Origin of the sequence: Kitasatospora sp. NPDC059408, assembly GCF_042751525.1 — a bacterium.
GTDB lineage: Bacteria > Actinomycetota > Actinomycetes > Streptomycetales > Streptomycetaceae > Kitasatospora.
Genome location: NZ_JBHYWI010000037.1, coordinates 12,788 through 29,240, shown reverse-complemented (window position 1 = coordinate 29,240; position 16,453 = coordinate 12,788). Strand labels below are relative to the sequence as shown.

Below are 16,453 nucleotides of genomic sequence, written 5' to 3'. Positions count from 1 at the left end.
CGCCGCGGGTGCGCGCAACGCTGCCCGGCCTGCGCGCACCCCGTCCCCCGCCGGCGGCTCAGCCCTCTTCCCACCACACGCTCGGCGGGTTGGTGGCCTTCTGCAGCCCGTCGCCGCTGTTGCAGCGCGCGAACGAGAAGTCGCCCCGGTTCACCCACGGCCCCTCGACGCTGTACGGCACGCCCGCGTGCACGCAGCCGATGACCACGTGGGACACGTCGTACCCGGGACACATCGTCGACCCGCTGTTCCCGGTCCACTGCCGGTAGCACGGCGGCATGGCGTCCGCCGTCCCCGCGCCGACGAACTGCACCCCCGCCACGCCGACGAGCATCAGCCCGGCCGACACCACCCCGGCGACCCTGCTGCGCACACCCATCCCCATCCCCATTTCCGGACGCCTCCGCTGAAAGAGCTGAAATGAACGGACTGGGGAACACGATGCATCCTGGCTGATAGCCCGTCAATGCCGCGGACACTCCTGGCATATACCCGTTCCAGTCTCGCGCGGCGGTTAGGGGAAGGCCGGCCTCGTCAGTGCACCTGCGAGGCCACGAAACCGTTCAAGTCCGTGAGCGCCGCGGAGAGTTGGCCCGCGCTCAGCTTCTGCCCCATCGCGCTGCCGGCGAGGAAGTAGCCGAGGGTCGCCTGGCAGGTGCTCGCCGCTCCCGGCCCGGGCACCGCGCAGCCGACCGACTGCGCCGTCCCGCCGGTGCCCGCGAGGGTGACCAGGGCGAACACCTGCCCCGGCGGCGTCCCGGCCGGCGCCTGCCCGCTCGCGGCGAGGTTCGGCTCCCGCGTGCCCGCCGGGACGGACACCGCCGCCGCGTACAGGTTCGGGTCCCCGGTGCGCACGGCGTGCACGACGTCGGCGGCCTGGCGCGGCGGCGCCAGGCACTGCCCGCCCCGCGCGGCCTGCGGGACGAACGGACAGGCCAGGTCGACGTCGGTCTGCACGCCGCCGCTGTCGAACACGGCCTGCACGAGCCCGGAGTACGAGGCGCCGAGCGGATCGGCCGCGTGCGGGCCCGGGTGGACGTACACCTGCTCGCCGCCGTCCGCGGCGAAGAACACGACGTCGCACGTCCAGCCGCCCGGCGCGACCACGTACTGCGCGTCACCGGGGTACCGGGCGCCGAACACCGCCGCGCCCGGCGGCAGGTTCACCCCGTCCGGGAGCGTGACCTGCGCCGCGAGCGCCTTGAGCGGCGGCAGTCCGGGCCCGGTCGACTCGTCCGGACACGCCTGCACCGTCACCGTCCGTGGCCCGTCACTCCCGGCCGCCACCGCCGGCGCGGCCCCGCAGACGGCGGCCGCCAACCCCGCCGCCGCCATGACGACCCCCGCTCGCGAACCGATCGTGCGACGCATGCGCGCACCTCCCTGGGCGTGCGGGGCAAGCCATACCGTCAGGCTAGATCCGCCCGCGCGGCGGCGCTCGGCGGCTACGCTCCGTCACTCCGGGAGCGCCGGAGGGGGAAAGTTGGGATGAGACCTAAAGCTGTCATTTAGGGTTACTGTTCGTCACTCCGCGTTGGGCCGAAGCGTGCGACGGGGGAGTTCTGACCAGCCGGAATATCCGCTTGCACCGCCGCCGCCCGCCCTCGTAAGGTCTGGCCGCAGCGACGACGTGTAGCTCAGCGAGACAGAGCACCAGGCTTCGGTCCTGGAGGGCGCGGGGGCAGGGCCCGCCACGTCGGCCATGGACAGAAACGCTGAGCAGCAGCCGTCAGGGGCCGCCACCATGGCCGCCGTCTCCACCGACTACGCCCACGGGCAGCTGGCCCGCGCCTTCGTCACCGCCGCCGCCCACTCCGACCCGGCCACCCGCGCCCGCGCCGAACAGCGCGCGGCCGGCTGGCGCGAGGTGCTGGCCGGCCTGCGCGCGGGCACCCTCGCCATCGGCTCGCGCACCCCCGCCGCCGACCTGCCCGCCTGGGTCACCCCCGAGGTCCTGCACGGCGGCTTCGCCACCGGCCGCGCCCGCGCCGAAGGCCCCCTCCAGCCCCACGAGACCGACGCCTGCCGCCGCGCCGGCATCCCCGAAGGCCGCGCCGAACTCTTCGCACACTCCCTCACCGAGCCCGGACTCGCCGACCTCTGGCACCTGCTCGACACCGGCCGCTACCGCATCGCCGTGCCCGAGGAGGCCGCGCTGCTCACCGTGGCCTGGCTGGTCCGCGCCGGCGAGCAGCAGGCCGCGCTCGACCTCGTCGACGTCCTGCGGCCCTTCGCCGCCCGCCTGCGCTTCACCCCGCAGCCCGCCGACGCCCCGTCGGCCGCGCCGGACACCGTCCACCGCCGCACCGCCGGCGAGGCCTCGGCCGCCCTCGCCCGCCGCACCCCCAACCGCGCGGTGGAGGCCCAGCGCGAGGCCCTCACCGTCTGGGCGCCCTTCGCCGACGACCTGCTCACCCACTGGCTGGCCGCCGGCGGCAGCCCGGTGCCGGACGGCCAGACCCTCGACGGCCAGACCCTCGACGGCCAGACCCCCGACGGGCCGTGGCACCGCCGCGGCGCCGAACTCCTCCTGCGCTACCGCACCCTCGCCGCTGCCCACCCCCTGTGCGGCAAGCACCGCAACCCCCGCGAGAACCTCGCCGTCCTGCGCACCGCACTCGAACTGACCGTCACCGGCCGGCAGTTGGACCCCCGCACCCGCGGCCGGCTGCGCCACGCCGTCGACGCGATGGTGCGCCGCCGCGGCCTTCCCGGCTCCGCCGAGCACACCACCCTGCGCCGCGCCCAGGCCCGCCAGGCCGCCCAGCCCTCCCACCACGCCGTCGCCCGGCTGCTCATCGCCCGCCTCGCCGACCACCCCCGGCACGACGGCCTGGCCGACCCGCAGGCCCTCCTCGCCCCGGTCACCGAGGCCGAGAGCACCGCTCTCCCGGCCGGCACCACGGTCCCGCCCGCCCTCCACAAGCCCGTCCTCGCCGCCACCAGCGCGAGCGTCGAAACCCTCATCGCCCGCGGCCTGGTGCCCTCCGCCGAAGTCCTCGCCGAACTCGCGCCCCAGCTCGCCGCCGTCACCGAGGCCTCCGCCCACCCCGACCCGGCCCTGCGCGCCCTCACCGCCGCCGGCCACAAGGCGTTCGCGGGCCGCCGCTCCCTGCTCCTGCTCCACTACGCCCGCCAGGTCCGCGCCGACGAACTCCCCTGGAACCTCGCCGTGCGCCCGCACCGCACCGCCGACGCCATCACCCGCGACGCCCACCTCGCCACGCTGCACCGCCTCGGCGCCCTGGCCGTCGCGACGTTCCCCGGCACGCTCCTGCCCAACCCGCTGCTCGGCGAACTGTCCGCGCTCGCCCGCGAGTCCGGCGCCGACCTGCCCTTCGTGGAGGAACTGGCCGCCGACATCTTCATGGGCGGCTTTAGCCCCAAGTTCCTCCAGGCCGCCCGCATCGCCGCCGAACTGCTCGAAGGATCGCTCTACGAGCGGTACTTCGGCATCGACTACGCCTCCGTCTACGCGATGGACGACACCTGGCAGTTCTCCGCCCTGTGCACCCGTCGGGCCGGGCGCACCGGCGCGCCCTGGTCGGTGACGGGCAACGGTGCCGTCATCGAACAGGCCCAGATCCTCACCACCCACAACCTCGCCACCCTCGCCGGGCCCGGCGCCCTCACCCCGCCCGAGGGCTGGGACGTCCTCGCCGAACGCGCCTTCACCACCGCCTGCGGCTTCGCCTCCCGCGGCCTCGCCACCCGCACCGCCCGCCGCAGCGCCGCCTTCGCGTGGCGCCAGATGCTCTTCCACCTCTCCCTGTGCCCGCCCCGCACCCGCGCGGCCGCCCTGGACGCCCTCACCGCCCGCCCCCACCCCGCAGCCCTCGCCGACGCCGTCGCCGACCTCACCCACCTCGCCCTCGGCGCACCACCCGTACACACCCCGCTCCTGGGCTGGACCTCCGGCGAGCGGTCCGGGGCCTGACGCCCGACCAGCCACGCGGCCCTACGCCCCTACCACCCCGGCCGCCCACGCGGGCGGGCCCGGCGAAAACCACGCGGCGCCCGCCAGGCGCCTGTTACGGTCCGCTGCCATGGCAGTCGACGCGGCGGACGAATACACCCGGAATGTCGAGGCACTGGCCCGGCGCTTCGACGTCGGCTGCCTGGTGGCGCTGCTGCCCCGCGCCCACCGGGCCGCCGCCCTCGCCGAACTCGTCGACGCCGACCCCGACTTCTTCTTCCTCGGCCACGACCACCCGCCCACCGTGACCGACAGCGCCGTCACCGACGCCACCCCGGCCGTGCGCCGCGCCCTGGCCCGCACCGTCCGCAACCCGCAGGCCCAGCAACGCCTGGCCGACCTCGACGACGCCGGCATCGACGCGCGCCTGGCCGACAACCCGTCCCTCACCTACCCGGTCGAATGCCGGCTGCGGCTGCGCCGCCCCGCCGTCGTCGCCGCCGGCAGCGCCTACCGCCCGGAGCACCACCGCGCCGCCCTGACCTCCCGCGACCCCGACCTCGCCGCCGCCGCCCTGACCGACCGCCGCACCTACCGCTGGGGCGACCCGATCCCGCCCACCGTCTGGGCCGACGCCTGGCGCACCGTACGCCTGGCCGGCGGCCCCGGCCGGGTCCGGCAGGTCCTGGCCGCCCTGCCGCCCGGCGCCGACCTCGACGAGGCGACCCGCCGGATCGCCGAAGCCTGCGCCCAACCCGACCCCGAACCCTTCCTCACCAGCGCCGAGGACCGCCTCACCGGCACCGGCGCCCTGCTGCGCCGCCTGCGCGGGATCCGAGCCGCGCCCGACGCCCCCCGCGGCCGGGCGATCCTCGCCGAGCCCTACCGGGTGGACTGGGCGCTGGTCGCGTCGGCCGGCCTGTCCCGCCGCCTGCCTCGCCTGGCGGCGCGGCTGCTCGCCCGCCGCCCCGACTGCCCGCCCGACGTCGCCCGCGTCCTGCTCACCGGCCGCCCCGCCCCGCGACACCTGCCTGCCCCAGGGCCCGCCCCCGTGCCCGCAGCTCCCGGGCCCGCAGCTCCCGGGCCCGCCGTTCCCGTTCCCGCCGTTCCCGCACCCCGCGCGGACGGACCGCCGCCGTCCGCGTACCACCGCCGCCCGCCCGCCCTCGGCCCCCTCGACGCGGCGGACCCGCTCGCCGTCCTGGCCGCCACCCCGATCGGCAAGGACGGCCTGGACATCCACCACGTGTGGTCCGCGATCGAACTGGGCCGGATCACCGCCCGGCAGGCCGTCGACCACGCCCGCCCGGCCTACGCCGTCGCCTGCCACGCCGGCCAGACCTCCGCCTTCCACGCCGGCACCCGGGAACCCGGCGGCGGCCGCGCCGCCCTGCACACCGCAGCCCTCGCCCACCTCGCCGAACACCTCGCCGCCCACCCGCCGGCACCGGGCCTGTGGCGCGAGGTCGACACCCTGATGCGCCCCTTCCCCGGCCCCCTCCCCGCCCTCCTGGCCGCCGCCGCGACCCGCGCCCGTACCGTGCCCCCGGCCGCGCGCTTCCGTCCGCGCCCCTGGTTGACGCCCCGGCCGCCGGGGGAGGCATAGCGGGACATCAACGCGCGCACGGACGGCAGGAGGCCGGGATGGACCCCGACATAGCGGCGATGACCAGGGCCGTGGGCGAGGCCAGGACACAGATCAGGGAGAACGCCCTGCCCCGCGCCCGCACGCGCCGCGCCGACGTCCCCCGGCCGGACGAGGCGGCCCTGCTCGGCGCACTCGCCGACCTGCTCGACACCGCGCGGGAACTGGCCGAGACCATCGGCCCCCGGATGACCACCCCCGACGCCCGCGCGTCCTACGGCTGGGCCGGGCGGCGCCTGCGCGAACAGGCCGAGAACCTGCGGGCCGACGAACGCAAACTCGCCGCCGACGCGGCGGACACGCAGGCCCCCACCGCCGCCGGCTGACCCGGACCCCGGGCAAACCACCAGTCGCCCTTTCGGGTGCCGAGGGGTTGGACGGCGCCCGGCGGTGGCAGAACGCCGGGCATGACCATCCACACCGCGTCCCCGCGCCCCCGCCGCCGCCCCTACCAGCGCCCGGCCTGCTGCCGGACCTGGCACACCGAGCACCGCCTGCCCGACGGCACCCCCGTGCGCACGACCTGGCACCAGCCCGCCTGCCAGGCCCGGCCCGCCCGGTGACAGTCCGCCGGCCCGAACCCTTCCGCCCCGGCGCCACGAGCCCAGGGCGTGTCCTTCGGGCCCGCCCGGGCACCGGACCGTGACTGGCCGCTGCCCGAACTACCGCTCGCCGCCCGTGACTTCGGGCAGGACGCGGACGGCTGAGGCGATCAGCGCCACCAGGTTCGGCGTCCAGCAGTCCGCCTCCTTGGTCGCGACCTCCGCGCCGCAGCCCGCACAGACGAGGTTCGGCCCGTCCAGGCCGTCGGGCCCGCAACACCCGTTGCGCCGCCCGCTGTCGGGGTGCCGGCGGGTGCCCGGCACGTCGTCGGGGTGCACGACGAACACCGCCCCGTCCCGCCCGGCCGAGAACGCGCCCTGCGCCATCCGCGGCCGGGCGATCCGGTGCCGGGCCGCCCGCTGCCCGCCATCGGCGGCCGGCCGGGCCTCGCGGAGCGCGCCGGTCAGCGGGTTGTCGCAGGTCACACAGGCGAAGACGGTCACCGGCCCCATTGTGCCCTGCCCCCTCGCGGGCCCTGTCACAGGCCCGTGCGACGATCCGGAGCATGATCGCCCCGCTGGAATCCCTCCTGCCCGCCACCACCCCCGACGCGTACGCCTCGACCACGTACGCCGACTGGGCCGCCGCCCACGACCCCGGCGCGGCCGCTGCCACGCGCGAGGCGGTCGAGGAGATGAACGGCCAGTTCAACCGGTACTGGGAGAAGCCCGGCGGATTCGTCGACCTGATGGCACGACGGGCCCGGCGGCTGCCGCCCGCACACCTGCCGTGGTTCTGGGACACCGTCGGCCACCGCCTGCTGCGCAACGGCATCCGCGCCGCCGCCCGCGGCTACGTCGCCGCCCGCGCGGCCGAGTCCGCCCACGGCCTGCCCGTCGACCCCGGCTACCGGCGGGCCAACGCCCTGCTGTTCGCCGGGTGCGGCGCCCTGCCCGCCAAGGAACTCGCCGCCCACCAGCGCTTCCTCGCCGAAACGCTGGACCCGTCCGCCGCCCACACCGCCCTCGACGAGCTGCTCACCGCCTGGGCGGCCTCGCCCGCCGAGCTGCCCGCCGACCTGGTCCGCCGCGCCCGCGCCTCCGCCAAGGCCGCCGGACACGGCGACGGCGAGGCCGCCCGGATGGCCGGCGCGATCCTCGCCACCGCACGGGACAAGGCCCTCCCGGCCGCCCTGCTCAACGACGCCGCGCCGCTCCTGAACGCCCATCCACCCACCGGCGCGCACCTCGCCGCCCTCGTGGAGCTCTTCCCGTCCGGCACCACCGACGGCGGCGCCTGGCTGCGGCTGCTGATCGCCTGCGGCGCGGTGCGGGCGATGGCCGAGGGCCGGATCGTCCCGGAAGGCGGCCTGCACCGCTGGCTCGGGCACTTCGCCCACATGTACCAGTACGCGCGCCAGTCCGGCGGCGGCGTCGCCCGCCAGCAGCTCCCCTCCGAACTCCTCGACACGGTGGGCCGGTTCGGGCCCCGCCTGCGGGCCGGCGGCAGCGCCGTGACGCTCCACACCACCCGCTACCACTGGCAGGGCCTGGACGCCGACCTCCTCGACGCCTGCCTCGCCGCCCGGGTACCCGTCACCGACCCCGGCCCCGAGACGCGCCTGCGCTTCTGGGGCGAGGACTCCCGCCGCGACCTCGCCGCCCTCGCCGCCGACCCCGTCTTCGGCCCCCGCCTGGAAGGCACCGTCCACGCCGGCCTGCTCCCGCACCACGGGTCCGCCCGCCGCCGCGCCGGCACCGCGATCACCCTGCTGCCGGGCAACGAGGGCATCGCCCAGGAGGTCGCCGCCCGCGTCGCCCGCCTCCTCGACACCGTCGCCGGCGGCGGCATGGCCGGAGCCGAGGAAGCCGTCACCGAACTGGAGACCGTCCTCGACCGCCCCACCGTCACCGCCCTCGCCGGCCTCACCGACGCCCTCGCCGAGGCCGGTACCGCCGGCGCCCTGCGGCGCTCCCTGGCCGCCGGACTGCCGGAGGAACTGGCCTGGCCCGCCCTGGAGTCGGTCCGCGCCGAATTCGAGGCGCAAGCGGACGGGGCCGACGGCCCGACCGGCATCGAGGGCATCACCTGCACCTGGCCCGTCCTGACCGTCTTCAACCGCGAACGCGCCGTCGCCGTCGACCCCGACGGCATCCGCGCCACCTGCCGCTTCACCGTCCCCGACGACGCCACCCTCTTCGCCGCCCACTACGCCGGCGGCTCCTTCCTGATCAGCTGGACCCTCAAGCCCAGCCCCTACCACTGCGACACCGCCGTCTGGGCCGACCGCCCCGACACCCCCTTCACCCCCGGCGAAGTCCGCGGCCTCGTCCCCTACGGCGGCAGCCTGGACGGCGCCTACGGCTTCCAGTTCGAGACCGCCGACGGCACCGGACGCCACAGCGGCGGACACGTGCTGCGCCCCGGCGACACCCACGGCATCGACGGCGACGAACTCCAGCTCGGCGACGGCACGCGGATCTGGACCAACGCCGTCTTCGGCGACCGCCCCTGGCGGCCCGTCGACCCCGCCACCGGCGAACCCCGCGGCGAGACGCCCCTGCCCGCCTTCCCCGGCCGCCCCGCCGACCCCGCCCGGCCCGCCGAAACCGGCATGACCGTCTCCCACGAGGACCTCCAGCTCGCCCCGCTGCCCGACACCCTCACCACCTCCCCGCTCGGCAGCCGCGACGGACTCGTCGGCACCCGCGTCCTGTACCGCACCCGCCACCGCGACCACGCCCCCGACCACTTCCTCCTCGAAAGCGTCGACGGCCGCACCGCCCGCTTCGACATCGACCGCCCCGGCCAGACCCCCTGGGGCCTGTGGGCACCCCCGGAAGGCGCCGCCGAGGACGTCGTCCTCGCCGAGTCCCAGACCCGCACCGGCGTCCGCGCCTACACCCCCGACGGCACCCTGCTGTGGGAACAGGACGGCCACGACACGCCCCGCCGCTCCCGCGGCACCCCCACCCGCGCCGTCACCGTCTGCGGCGGCAGCGCCCTGCCGCCCGCCTACTGGTACCTGCTGCGCACCCGCGACCGGGCCGCCTCCCGCGCCCTGCGCGCCGTCACCCGCCCCGCCGCCGACGCCCTGCTCGCCGCCGCCCTCGACGGCCCCGGCGCGCTGCGCGCCGCCGTCGCCCGCGAACTGCCCGCCGTCACCGACCCGGTGCTGGTCGAGGCGGTCGCCGCGGTCACCCTGCGGGCCGCCCGGGTGGAGGAGCGCCGCCTCGCCCTGCACCGGCGGGTCGCGATCCTCGCCGAGACCCCGCCCGTCCTGCCGCGCCGCTCCGCGCCCGACACCGAGCTGATGCCCGCCCTGTTCGGGCTGCTCCCGGAGGGCCCCGGGCGGGCCGACGCCCCGCCCACACCGCTGCCCGCCACCCTGGGTGCGCTCGCCGCCGACGGCGCCCACCTCGCGGGCGCCATCGGCGAGGAGGTCCGCCGCCTCTCGCCGCCCGCGCCCCCGCACGAGTGGCCGCAGCTGCTGGGCGCGATCGACGCCGCCGCCTGGCGGGCCGTGATCGCCCCCACACCCGGGACCGAACGCGCAGCCCTGCTGGCCCTGTTGGACACCTGGGCCGACCAGCCGTTCGCCCGCGCGGGCAGCCACTGGCGGACGGGGCGCACGGACACCGAGACCCTGGCCCGCCTGCGCGCGGACGGCCTCGCGGTGGCCTCGGCGCGCGTACGGGCGCAGGGGACGTCGCAGCACTGGTTCGTCACCGGCGCGGACTCGGCGCTCGCGCAGCCCGTCCCCGCCGCCCGGCTCGTGCGCATCGACCGCGACGACGCCGCCCGCCTGCACGCCCTCGTCGCCGCCGTCGAGACGGCAGGGCCGCTCGCGCTGTCCGAGGCGGCGGTCGCGCGCTTCGCCGAACTCACCGGAGTGCGGCGGCCGCTGGCGCGTCTGGTGCTCGCCGGCCTGCCCGCCCGCCCCGGCCGGGACGACCATCGCGCCCTCGTCACCAAAGCCCCGTACAAGGCCACCCCGATGACCGCCGACACCTACGGCGAGCTGTGCCGGCGCCTGGGCGACGAGGGCCGCCGGGCCGTCCTGGCCGCGGCCCTGCCCGAGGACCCGGCCGACCTGTGGCGCCCCGGCGGCGTCGAGGCGGCCGCGGAGCGGATGGCCGCCGCGTGGTGCGAGCGCCTCGGCGCCCTGCCCGCCGTCGACGACGCGGCCGCCGACGCGCTGGAGAGCGACCTGGGCCTGTCCGAGGTCTGGGCCCGCCGCCTGACCGGCGGCTACGCGGCCGGCGCCGACACGGCGGTGGAGGCGGCCGGCTGGGAGCTCGCGGCCGCCCCGTACGGGAGCGGCGTGGAGGTGCGGGCCGTCCCGCCGGGCGGCCCCGCCCTGCCCTACGGCACCCCGGTGGGCCTCGACCTGCGGCAGGCCGCGAGCGCCCTGGTGTGGGCGTGGACGGACCGCCCGGTCGGCGATCCGGCGGTGGCCGGCGCGTTCCACCTGTACGAGCGCCTGCGCGCCGAACTCGACCGCCCGGAGCTGCTGTTGGCGATGGGCCGGGCCGCGGTCAAGGACACCCCCGAAGGCCTGGCGCGCCGCTTCGGCCCCGAGCGCCTGCCGGTGGCCGAAGGCCGCCGCAAGGACACCGACGCCCCCCTGCCCGTCGCCTACGACTTCGGCCCGCTCGTCGTCAGCGCGCCCAGCGGCCAGGCCTTCCTGCGCCCGGCCGCGCTCAGCGACCCGCAGGCCCGCCGGATCGTACGAGAAATCCCGGAACTGGCAGCCGAGTTGAACGTCCTCATGCCCTACCTGCCCGGCGGCGGCCTGGAGCGCATGATGCATCGGGCCCGGACCACCCCCGTCCCGGCGGGCGCCTACGAAGCCGACCCGCGGCACTCCTGCCCCGACCTCGTCGCCCACGCCGCCCGCCACCTCGACGTCGGCCCCGACGCGGCCGCCCTCTACCTCCAGCTCGCCACGCTGGCCGCCCCCACCGACCGCAACGTCCGCCGCTGGAACGCCTGGACGGCCAAACAGCACACCGCAGCCCGCACCGAACTCCTGGCCACCGGCACCGTCACCGAAGCCAAACGCCCCCGCGCCGGCCGCACCCTCTTCCTCCCCGGCGAGTGGACCGACCTCAAGTCCCCCCACCTCCCCCTGGAAACCCCGAAACTCGCCACCCACACCGTCCGCCCCCTGTGGGGCAACGAAATCCACGCCCCCTTCCCCCGCATCCAACCCCCGCTCCCACTACACGAGTTGTTCACCACGACATGGACCGCCATCCACGGCGCCCCCGCCGGCAGCGCCCCGTGACCGGCCAGGGCCCGGCGGGAGCCCTCGGCCGCCTCGGCGACCTGATGGGCGACCCGGGCCGCCCGCCCGTCGAGGTGCGCTGGGAGGCGGCCGTCGAGCGGCTCGGCGTCCAGCTCCCCTCGGACTTCCGCGCGTTCGTGGAGCGCTACGGCCGGGCGTGCGGGGCGCCGAACTCACCGCCGCCGGCGTCGTACCGCCGTGAAGCGGACCGGGGTGCCAGGGGCGGCCTGGGCGGCGGCGGGTAGGGCGGCGGCGGGGACGACGCCGATGACGGGGTAGCCGCCGGTGGTGGGGTGGTCGGCGAGGAAGACCACCGGGCGGCCGTCCGGCGGGACCTGGACGGCGCCCAGGACCATGCCCTCGCTGGGGAGTTCGCCTTCACGGGCGCGCTCCAGCGGCGGGCCGTCCACGCGCAGGCCGATCCGGTTGCTGGTGGGGGAGACGCGGTAGCCGGAGCCGGTGAGGACGGCCAGGGAGCGCTCGGTGAACCAGTCGTCGCGCGGGCCGATCAGCACCGGCAGGAGCAGCGGGTCGGGCGCGGCGGGGGAGGCGACCACGTCCGCCCCGGCCGCCGGGCCGCACGGCGTGCCGAGCGCCAGCTCGTCCCCGACGGCCAGGGGCGCGGGGCCCAGCCCCGACAGCAGGTCGGTGGAGCGGCTGCCGAGCACGGGGGTGACGGCCAGTCCGCCCGCGAACGCCACGTAGCTGCGCACACCGGACGTGGCCGCGCCGACCTCCAGCAGCGCCCCGGCGGGCACCCGCACCGGCGCGGCCCACGCGGCGGGCCGTCCGTCGACGCGGACGGCGCACGGCGCGCCGGTGACGGCCACCGTCACGGCGCGCCGGGCGCGCACCGCGCAGCCGAGCACGGTCGTCTCCAGCGTGGCGGCCGTGGCGGGGTTGCCGACCAGGCGGTTGGCGAGCCGGTGGGCGGGCTGGTCGAGGGCGCCGGAGCGCGGCACGCCCAGGTGCGCGTGGCCGGGGCGGCCGAGGTCCTGGACGGTCGTCAGCAGGCCGGTGCTCACAACGGTTACGGTCATGCTTCCTTGATCACGCGTCCTCGATGACGAAGCGGACCCGGGTGCCCGGGCTGAACAGGGCGGCGCGCTCGCGGGAGGGGTCCCACAGCACGGCGTCGGTGTGCCCGATCAGCTGCCAGCCGCCGGGGGAGGGGCGCGGGTAGGCGCCGGTGTACGGTCCGGCGAGGGCGATCGAGCCGGCCGGGACGGCGGGGCGCGGGACGGCCCGGCGCGGTACCCGGTAGCGCTCGGGCAGGCCGGTGAGGTAGCCGAAGCCGGGGGCGAAGCCGCTGAAGGCGACGCGGAACTCGGTCGCGGAGTGGATGCGCGCGACCTCGTCCTCGGCGACGCCCCACAGCGCGGCGACCTCGGCGAGGTCCGCGCCGTCGTAGCGCACCGGGACGGTCACCGTCTCGTCGGACGTCGCCCGCAGCGGCGGCACGTGCCAGCCGGTGAGTTCGGCGGCCAGGGCGTCGGGGTCGACGACGCCGTCGAGCAGGACGGTCCGTTCGGCGGGCACGACCTCGGCGACGGGCGGGAGCACGGACGCGGCGCGCCGGCGCTGGAGTTCGGCGTGGAAGGCGGCGGTCTCCTCGGCGCCGTCGAGCTCGACCAGCAGCGCGTCCTGGCCGACCCGCAGGACTCGTGTGCTCACGCGAACGCCTCCACCCGGACTCCGGCCGCCCGCAGGGCCGTTCGGACCCGGCGGGCGAGGTCCGCGGCGCCGGGGGTGTCGCCGTGCACGCACAGGGAGCGGGCCCGCAGCCGGACGCGTTCGCCGGTGCGCGCGGTGACCTCGCCGTCGCGGGCGATGGCGACCGAGCGGCGGACGACGGCGTCCGCCTCGTGCACGACGGCGCCGGGTTCGCGGCGCGGGACGAGCGTGCCGTGCGGGGTGTAGGCGCGGTCGGCGAACGCCTCGGCGACCACCGGCAGTTCGGCCCGCCCGGCGGCCTCGTGCAGTCGCGAACCGGGCAGGCCGAGGACGGGAAGGCCCGGCGCGGCCAGGTGGACGCCCCGGACCACCGCCTGGGCCTGCTCCTCGTCGTGCACCGTCCGGTTGTACAGCGCGCCGTGCGGTTTGACGTACGCGACACGCGCCCCGGCCGCCTGCGCGAACACCTGCAACGCCCCGATCTGGTAGGCGACTTCGTTCGCCAGTTCGTCCGGCGGCACGTCCATCGCGCGGCGCCCGAAGCCGGCGAGGTCCCGGTAGGAGACCTGCGCGCCGATCCGCACGCCCCGCTCGGCGGCCAGCGCGCACACCCGCCGCATGGTGGACGGGTCCCCGGCGTGGAAGCCGCAGGCGACGTTGGCGCTGGTGACCACCGACAGCAGCGCCTCGTCGTCGGTGAGGGTCCAGCGCCCGAAGCCCTCGCCGAGGTCGGCGTTGAGGTCGATCACCGTCGAACGCCCGGCGTGGAGGTCGATGACCGTCGAACGCCCGGCGTTGAGGTCGATGACCGTCGGATCGGGCGGCGGCGTCACCTCACGCCCCCCGTCATCGCCCGGATGATCACCGCGCGCGCGTCGTTCAGGTACCGGGTCAGCTCGACCTCGGCGTCGTCGATCTCGCCCGACTCCAGCAGCCCGGTGAGCGTCTGGTTGCGCCGCAGGAACGGCGCGTGCAGCTCGCGCGCCGAGGGGACGGCGGCGAAGGCCAGGCGCAGTTCGGCGACCAGGCGGGCCATGCACTCGTCGATCCGCTCGCTGCCGGCGAGCCCGGCGACGGCCAGGTGGAAGTGCAGGTCGGCGGTGCCGACGGTGACCCAGTCGCCGAGCGCCTCGGCGCCCTCGGCCCGGGCGAGTGCGGCCCGCACCGCGGCCAGGCGCTCGGGCGCGGCGCTGTGCAGGGCGCGCACGCCGGCCGTCTCCAGGGCCAGGCGCAGCGTGTAGATGTCGGCGACGTCGGCCGGGTTGAGGATCCGGACGAACACGCCGCGGTTCAGCTCGTGTACGACCAGCCGCTGGTCGGCCAGCAGCCGGAACGCCTCGCGCAGCGTGTTGCGCGAGACGGCGAGCGCGTCGCCGAGGGCCTCCTCCGACAGCCGGGTGCCGGGGGCGAGCCGGCCCTCGGTGATGTGGTCGCGCAGCACGTCGGCCACCCGCTGGGCGGCGCTGGCGCGTTCGATCCGGCTCCGGTCGGCCGCGAGTGCGTCGAAAACCCCGGTCACGTTCCACCTCCTGAACTCTTGTCGGATTGTTCCACAATCCCCTAGCCTCTCGGCAACCCCCGAACGGTCGCGGCCCACCCGGCCGGGACCTCCTCCGCCCGCGGCGCCCCAGACGGCCACCCACAGGGGCGGAGGCCCCTCTGAAAGGCGGTCAGGAACATGATCGTTCTGATCGGCATCCTCGTCGTGGTGGCCGGGTTCGCCACCCGGCGAAATCCGCTCCTCGTCGTCGGCGCCGCCGGCGTCGTCACCGGACTCCTGGGCGGGATGAGCCCGATGAAGGTCCTGGAGGCCTTCGGCACGGGCTTCGCCTCCAGCCGCTCGGTGACCCTCTTCGCCGTCACCCTGCCCGTGATCGGCCTCCTGGAGCGCCACGGCCTGCAGGAGCAGGCCCGCACCCTGATGAACAAGCTCGCCAGGGTCAGCGCCGGACGCCTGCTCGCCGTCTACCTGGTGGTGCGTCAGCTCGCCGCCGCCCTCGGCCTCACCGGCCTCGGCGGACCCGCCCAGGCCGTGCGCCCGATGATCGCGCCGATGGCCGAGGCCGCCGCCGAGCGCCGCCACGGCACCCTGACCGAACGGGCCCGCGAACGCCTGCGCTCCTTCGCCGCCAGCGCCGACACCGTCGGCCTGTTCTTCGGCGAGGACTGCTTCCTCGCCGTCGGCTCGATCCTCCTGATCACCGGCTTCGTCAACGCGACCTACCACACCGACCTGGAACCGGTGCAGCTCGCCCTGTGGGCCATCCCCACCGCGGTCTGCGCCACCCTCGTCCACGGCGCCCGTCTGCTGCGCCTGGACGCCACCCTCGCCCGGGACGTTCAGGGCGCCCCCGCGGCCGACGAAGCAGCCGCCACCCGCGTCGAGGAGAAGACGAAGTGATCAAGGTCGAGTGGCTGTACTGGCTGGTCGGGGCCGTCTTCCTCGCAATGGCCGCGCAGATGGCGGTGGACCGCACCAACCCCAAGCGCCACGGCAGCGCCGCCTTCTGGGGCCTGCTCGGCGCGAGCTTCGTCTACGGCAGCCGGGTCGCCGACAAGAGCGCGCCCGCGGCCCCGCTGGGCGCCGCCGTCCTGGCGATGATCTGCCTGGCCGGTTTCGGCCTCACCGGCCGCGGCACCTCCACGGCCGCCGCCCCCGAGCAGCGCGCCGCCTCCGCCGCGCGCCTGGGCAGCAAGCTGTTCATCCCCGCGCTCGCCCTGCCGCTGGTCGCACTCGCCTGCGGCACGCTCCTCAAGGGCGTGCACCTGGGCGGGAGTCCACTGCTCCAGACCGGCAGCGAGACGCTCCTCGGCCTCGGCATCGGCTCGCTCGTCGCGCTCGGCATCGCCCTGCTGCTCACCCGCGAGCGCAACCCCGTCGTCGCCCTGCACTCCGGGCGCGGGCTGCTGGAGGCGATGGGCTGGTCGCTGCTGCTGCCCCAGCTCCTGGCCGTGCTGGGCTCGATCTTCCAGGCCGCCGGCGTCGGCGCCCAGGTCGGCAGGATCACCACCCACTTCCTGCCGGACGGCAGCAAGTACGCGGCGGTGGCGCTCTACTGCCTGGGCATGGCCCTGTTCACGATCATCATGGGCAACGCGTTCGCCGCCTTCCCGGTGATGACCGCCGCGATCGGCTGGCCGATCCTCATCACCCAGCTGCACGGCCACCCGGGCGTCGTCCTGGCCGTGGGCATGCTGGCCGGCTTCTGCGGCACGCTCGTGACCCCGATGGCGGCCAACTTCAACCTCGTCCCGGCGGCGCTGCTCGAACTCAAGGACCAGTACGGGCCGATCAAGGCCCAGATCCCCACCGCGGGCGCGCTGCTGGTGTGCAACATCGCCATCATGTCGCTTTTCGCGTTCTGACCTGATCCCTTCTCGGAAA

The 16,453-nt window shown here is 76.7% G+C and carries 14 protein-coding genes and 1 tRNA gene; 8 read left to right on the top strand and 7 right to left on the bottom strand.

Features of this window, described 5'->3' with window-relative positions; all coding sequences use genetic code 11:
* Nucleotides 1-58 precede the first annotated feature (58 nt).
* Both ACFXDE_RS23985 and ACFXDE_RS23980 read right to left on the bottom strand, forming a co-directional pair.
* Nucleotides 59-373: a hypothetical protein gene (locus ACFXDE_RS23985; RefSeq protein ID WP_380496819.1), complete on the bottom strand. Its 315-nt coding sequence runs from the start codon at nt 371-373 to the stop codon at nt 59-61.
* Between the two features lie 161 nt (nt 374-534).
* Nucleotides 535-1,371 (bottom strand): hypothetical protein, encoded by an 837-nt coding sequence (locus ACFXDE_RS23980; RefSeq protein WP_380496817.1) that lies wholly within the window; start codon nt 1,369-1,371, stop codon nt 535-537.
* 255 nt (nt 1,372-1,626) lie between these two features.
* On the opposite strand from ACFXDE_RS23980, the gene ACFXDE_RS23975 reads away from it, so the two are divergent.
* From ACFXDE_RS23975 to ACFXDE_RS23955, 5 genes are all read left to right on the top strand, one after another.
* Nucleotides 1,627-1,703: transfer RNA gene (locus ACFXDE_RS23975), tRNA-Arg, on the top strand.
* A complete protein-coding gene (locus ACFXDE_RS23970) occupies nt 1,703-3,937 on the top strand; it encodes a hypothetical protein (protein ID WP_380496815.1) in 2,235 nt (744 codons plus the stop codon). The genes ACFXDE_RS23975 and ACFXDE_RS23970 overlap by 1 nt, the downstream gene beginning before the upstream one ends.
* Before the next feature lie 109 nt (nt 3,938-4,046).
* On the top strand, nt 4,047-5,522 hold the full coding sequence (locus tag ACFXDE_RS23965; RefSeq protein WP_380496814.1) for a hypothetical protein: 1,476 nt from the start codon (nt 4,047-4,049) through the stop codon (nt 5,520-5,522).
* Between the two features lie 38 nt (nt 5,523-5,560).
* A complete protein-coding gene (locus ACFXDE_RS23960; RefSeq protein WP_380496813.1) occupies nt 5,561-5,887 on the top strand; it encodes a hypothetical protein in 327 nt (108 codons plus the stop codon).
* An 81-nt stretch (nt 5,888-5,968) separates the two neighbouring features.
* Entirely contained in the window at nt 5,969-6,124 is a 156-nt protein-coding gene (locus ACFXDE_RS23955; RefSeq protein ID WP_380443348.1) for a hypothetical protein, read from the top strand.
* A 99-nt stretch (nt 6,125-6,223) separates the two neighbouring features.
* Here ACFXDE_RS23955 and ACFXDE_RS23950 read toward each other — a convergent pair whose 3' ends face one another.
* On the bottom strand, nt 6,224-6,607 hold the full coding sequence (locus ACFXDE_RS23950; protein WP_380496812.1) for a hypothetical protein: 384 nt from the start codon (nt 6,605-6,607) through the stop codon (nt 6,224-6,226).
* Between the two features lie 62 nt (nt 6,608-6,669).
* Here ACFXDE_RS23950 and ACFXDE_RS23945 point away from each other — a divergent pair, with 62 nt between their 5' ends.
* On the top strand, nt 6,670-11,394 hold the full coding sequence (locus ACFXDE_RS23945) for a hypothetical protein (protein ID WP_380496811.1): 4,725 nt from the start codon (nt 6,670-6,672) through the stop codon (nt 11,392-11,394).
* Between the two features lie 173 nt (nt 11,395-11,567).
* Here ACFXDE_RS23945 and ACFXDE_RS23940 read toward each other — a convergent pair whose 3' ends face one another.
* Genes ACFXDE_RS23940 through ACFXDE_RS23925 form a run of 4 tightly spaced genes read right to left on the bottom strand, consistent with a single transcriptional unit; the run spans nt 11,568 to nt 14,587 of the window.
* Nucleotides 11,568-12,434, bottom strand: coding sequence for a biotin-dependent carboxyltransferase family protein (locus tag ACFXDE_RS23940; protein WP_380496810.1), 867 nt, complete (start codon nt 12,432-12,434; stop codon nt 11,568-11,570).
* A 10-nt stretch (nt 12,435-12,444) separates the two neighbouring features.
* Entirely contained in the window at nt 12,445-13,068 is a 624-nt protein-coding gene (locus tag ACFXDE_RS23935; RefSeq protein WP_380496809.1) for an allophanate hydrolase subunit 1, read from the bottom strand.
* On the bottom strand, nt 13,065-13,844 hold the full coding sequence (locus tag ACFXDE_RS23930) for a LamB/YcsF family protein (protein ID WP_380496859.1): 780 nt from the start codon (nt 13,842-13,844) through the stop codon (nt 13,065-13,067). Before ACFXDE_RS23930 ends, ACFXDE_RS23935 begins: the two co-directional genes overlap by 4 nt.
* A gap of 53 nt (nt 13,845-13,897) precedes the next feature.
* Entirely contained in the window at nt 13,898-14,587 is a 690-nt protein-coding gene (locus ACFXDE_RS23925; RefSeq protein WP_380443358.1) for a GntR family transcriptional regulator, read from the bottom strand.
* A gap of 159 nt (nt 14,588-14,746) precedes the next feature.
* Between ACFXDE_RS23925 and ACFXDE_RS23920 the strand changes: the two genes are divergently transcribed.
* Nucleotides 14,747-15,469 (top strand): DUF969 domain-containing protein, encoded by a 723-nt coding sequence (locus tag ACFXDE_RS23920; RefSeq protein WP_380443360.1) that lies wholly within the window; start codon nt 14,747-14,749, stop codon nt 15,467-15,469.
* The gene (locus ACFXDE_RS23915; protein WP_380496807.1) at nt 15,466-16,434 is read left to right on the top strand and encodes a DUF979 domain-containing protein; all 969 of its coding nucleotides are present in this window, start codon (nt 15,466-15,468) and stop codon (nt 16,432-16,434) included. The genes ACFXDE_RS23920 and ACFXDE_RS23915 overlap by 4 nt, the downstream gene beginning before the upstream one ends.
* The last annotated feature ends 19 nt before the right edge of the window (nt 16,435-16,453 follow it).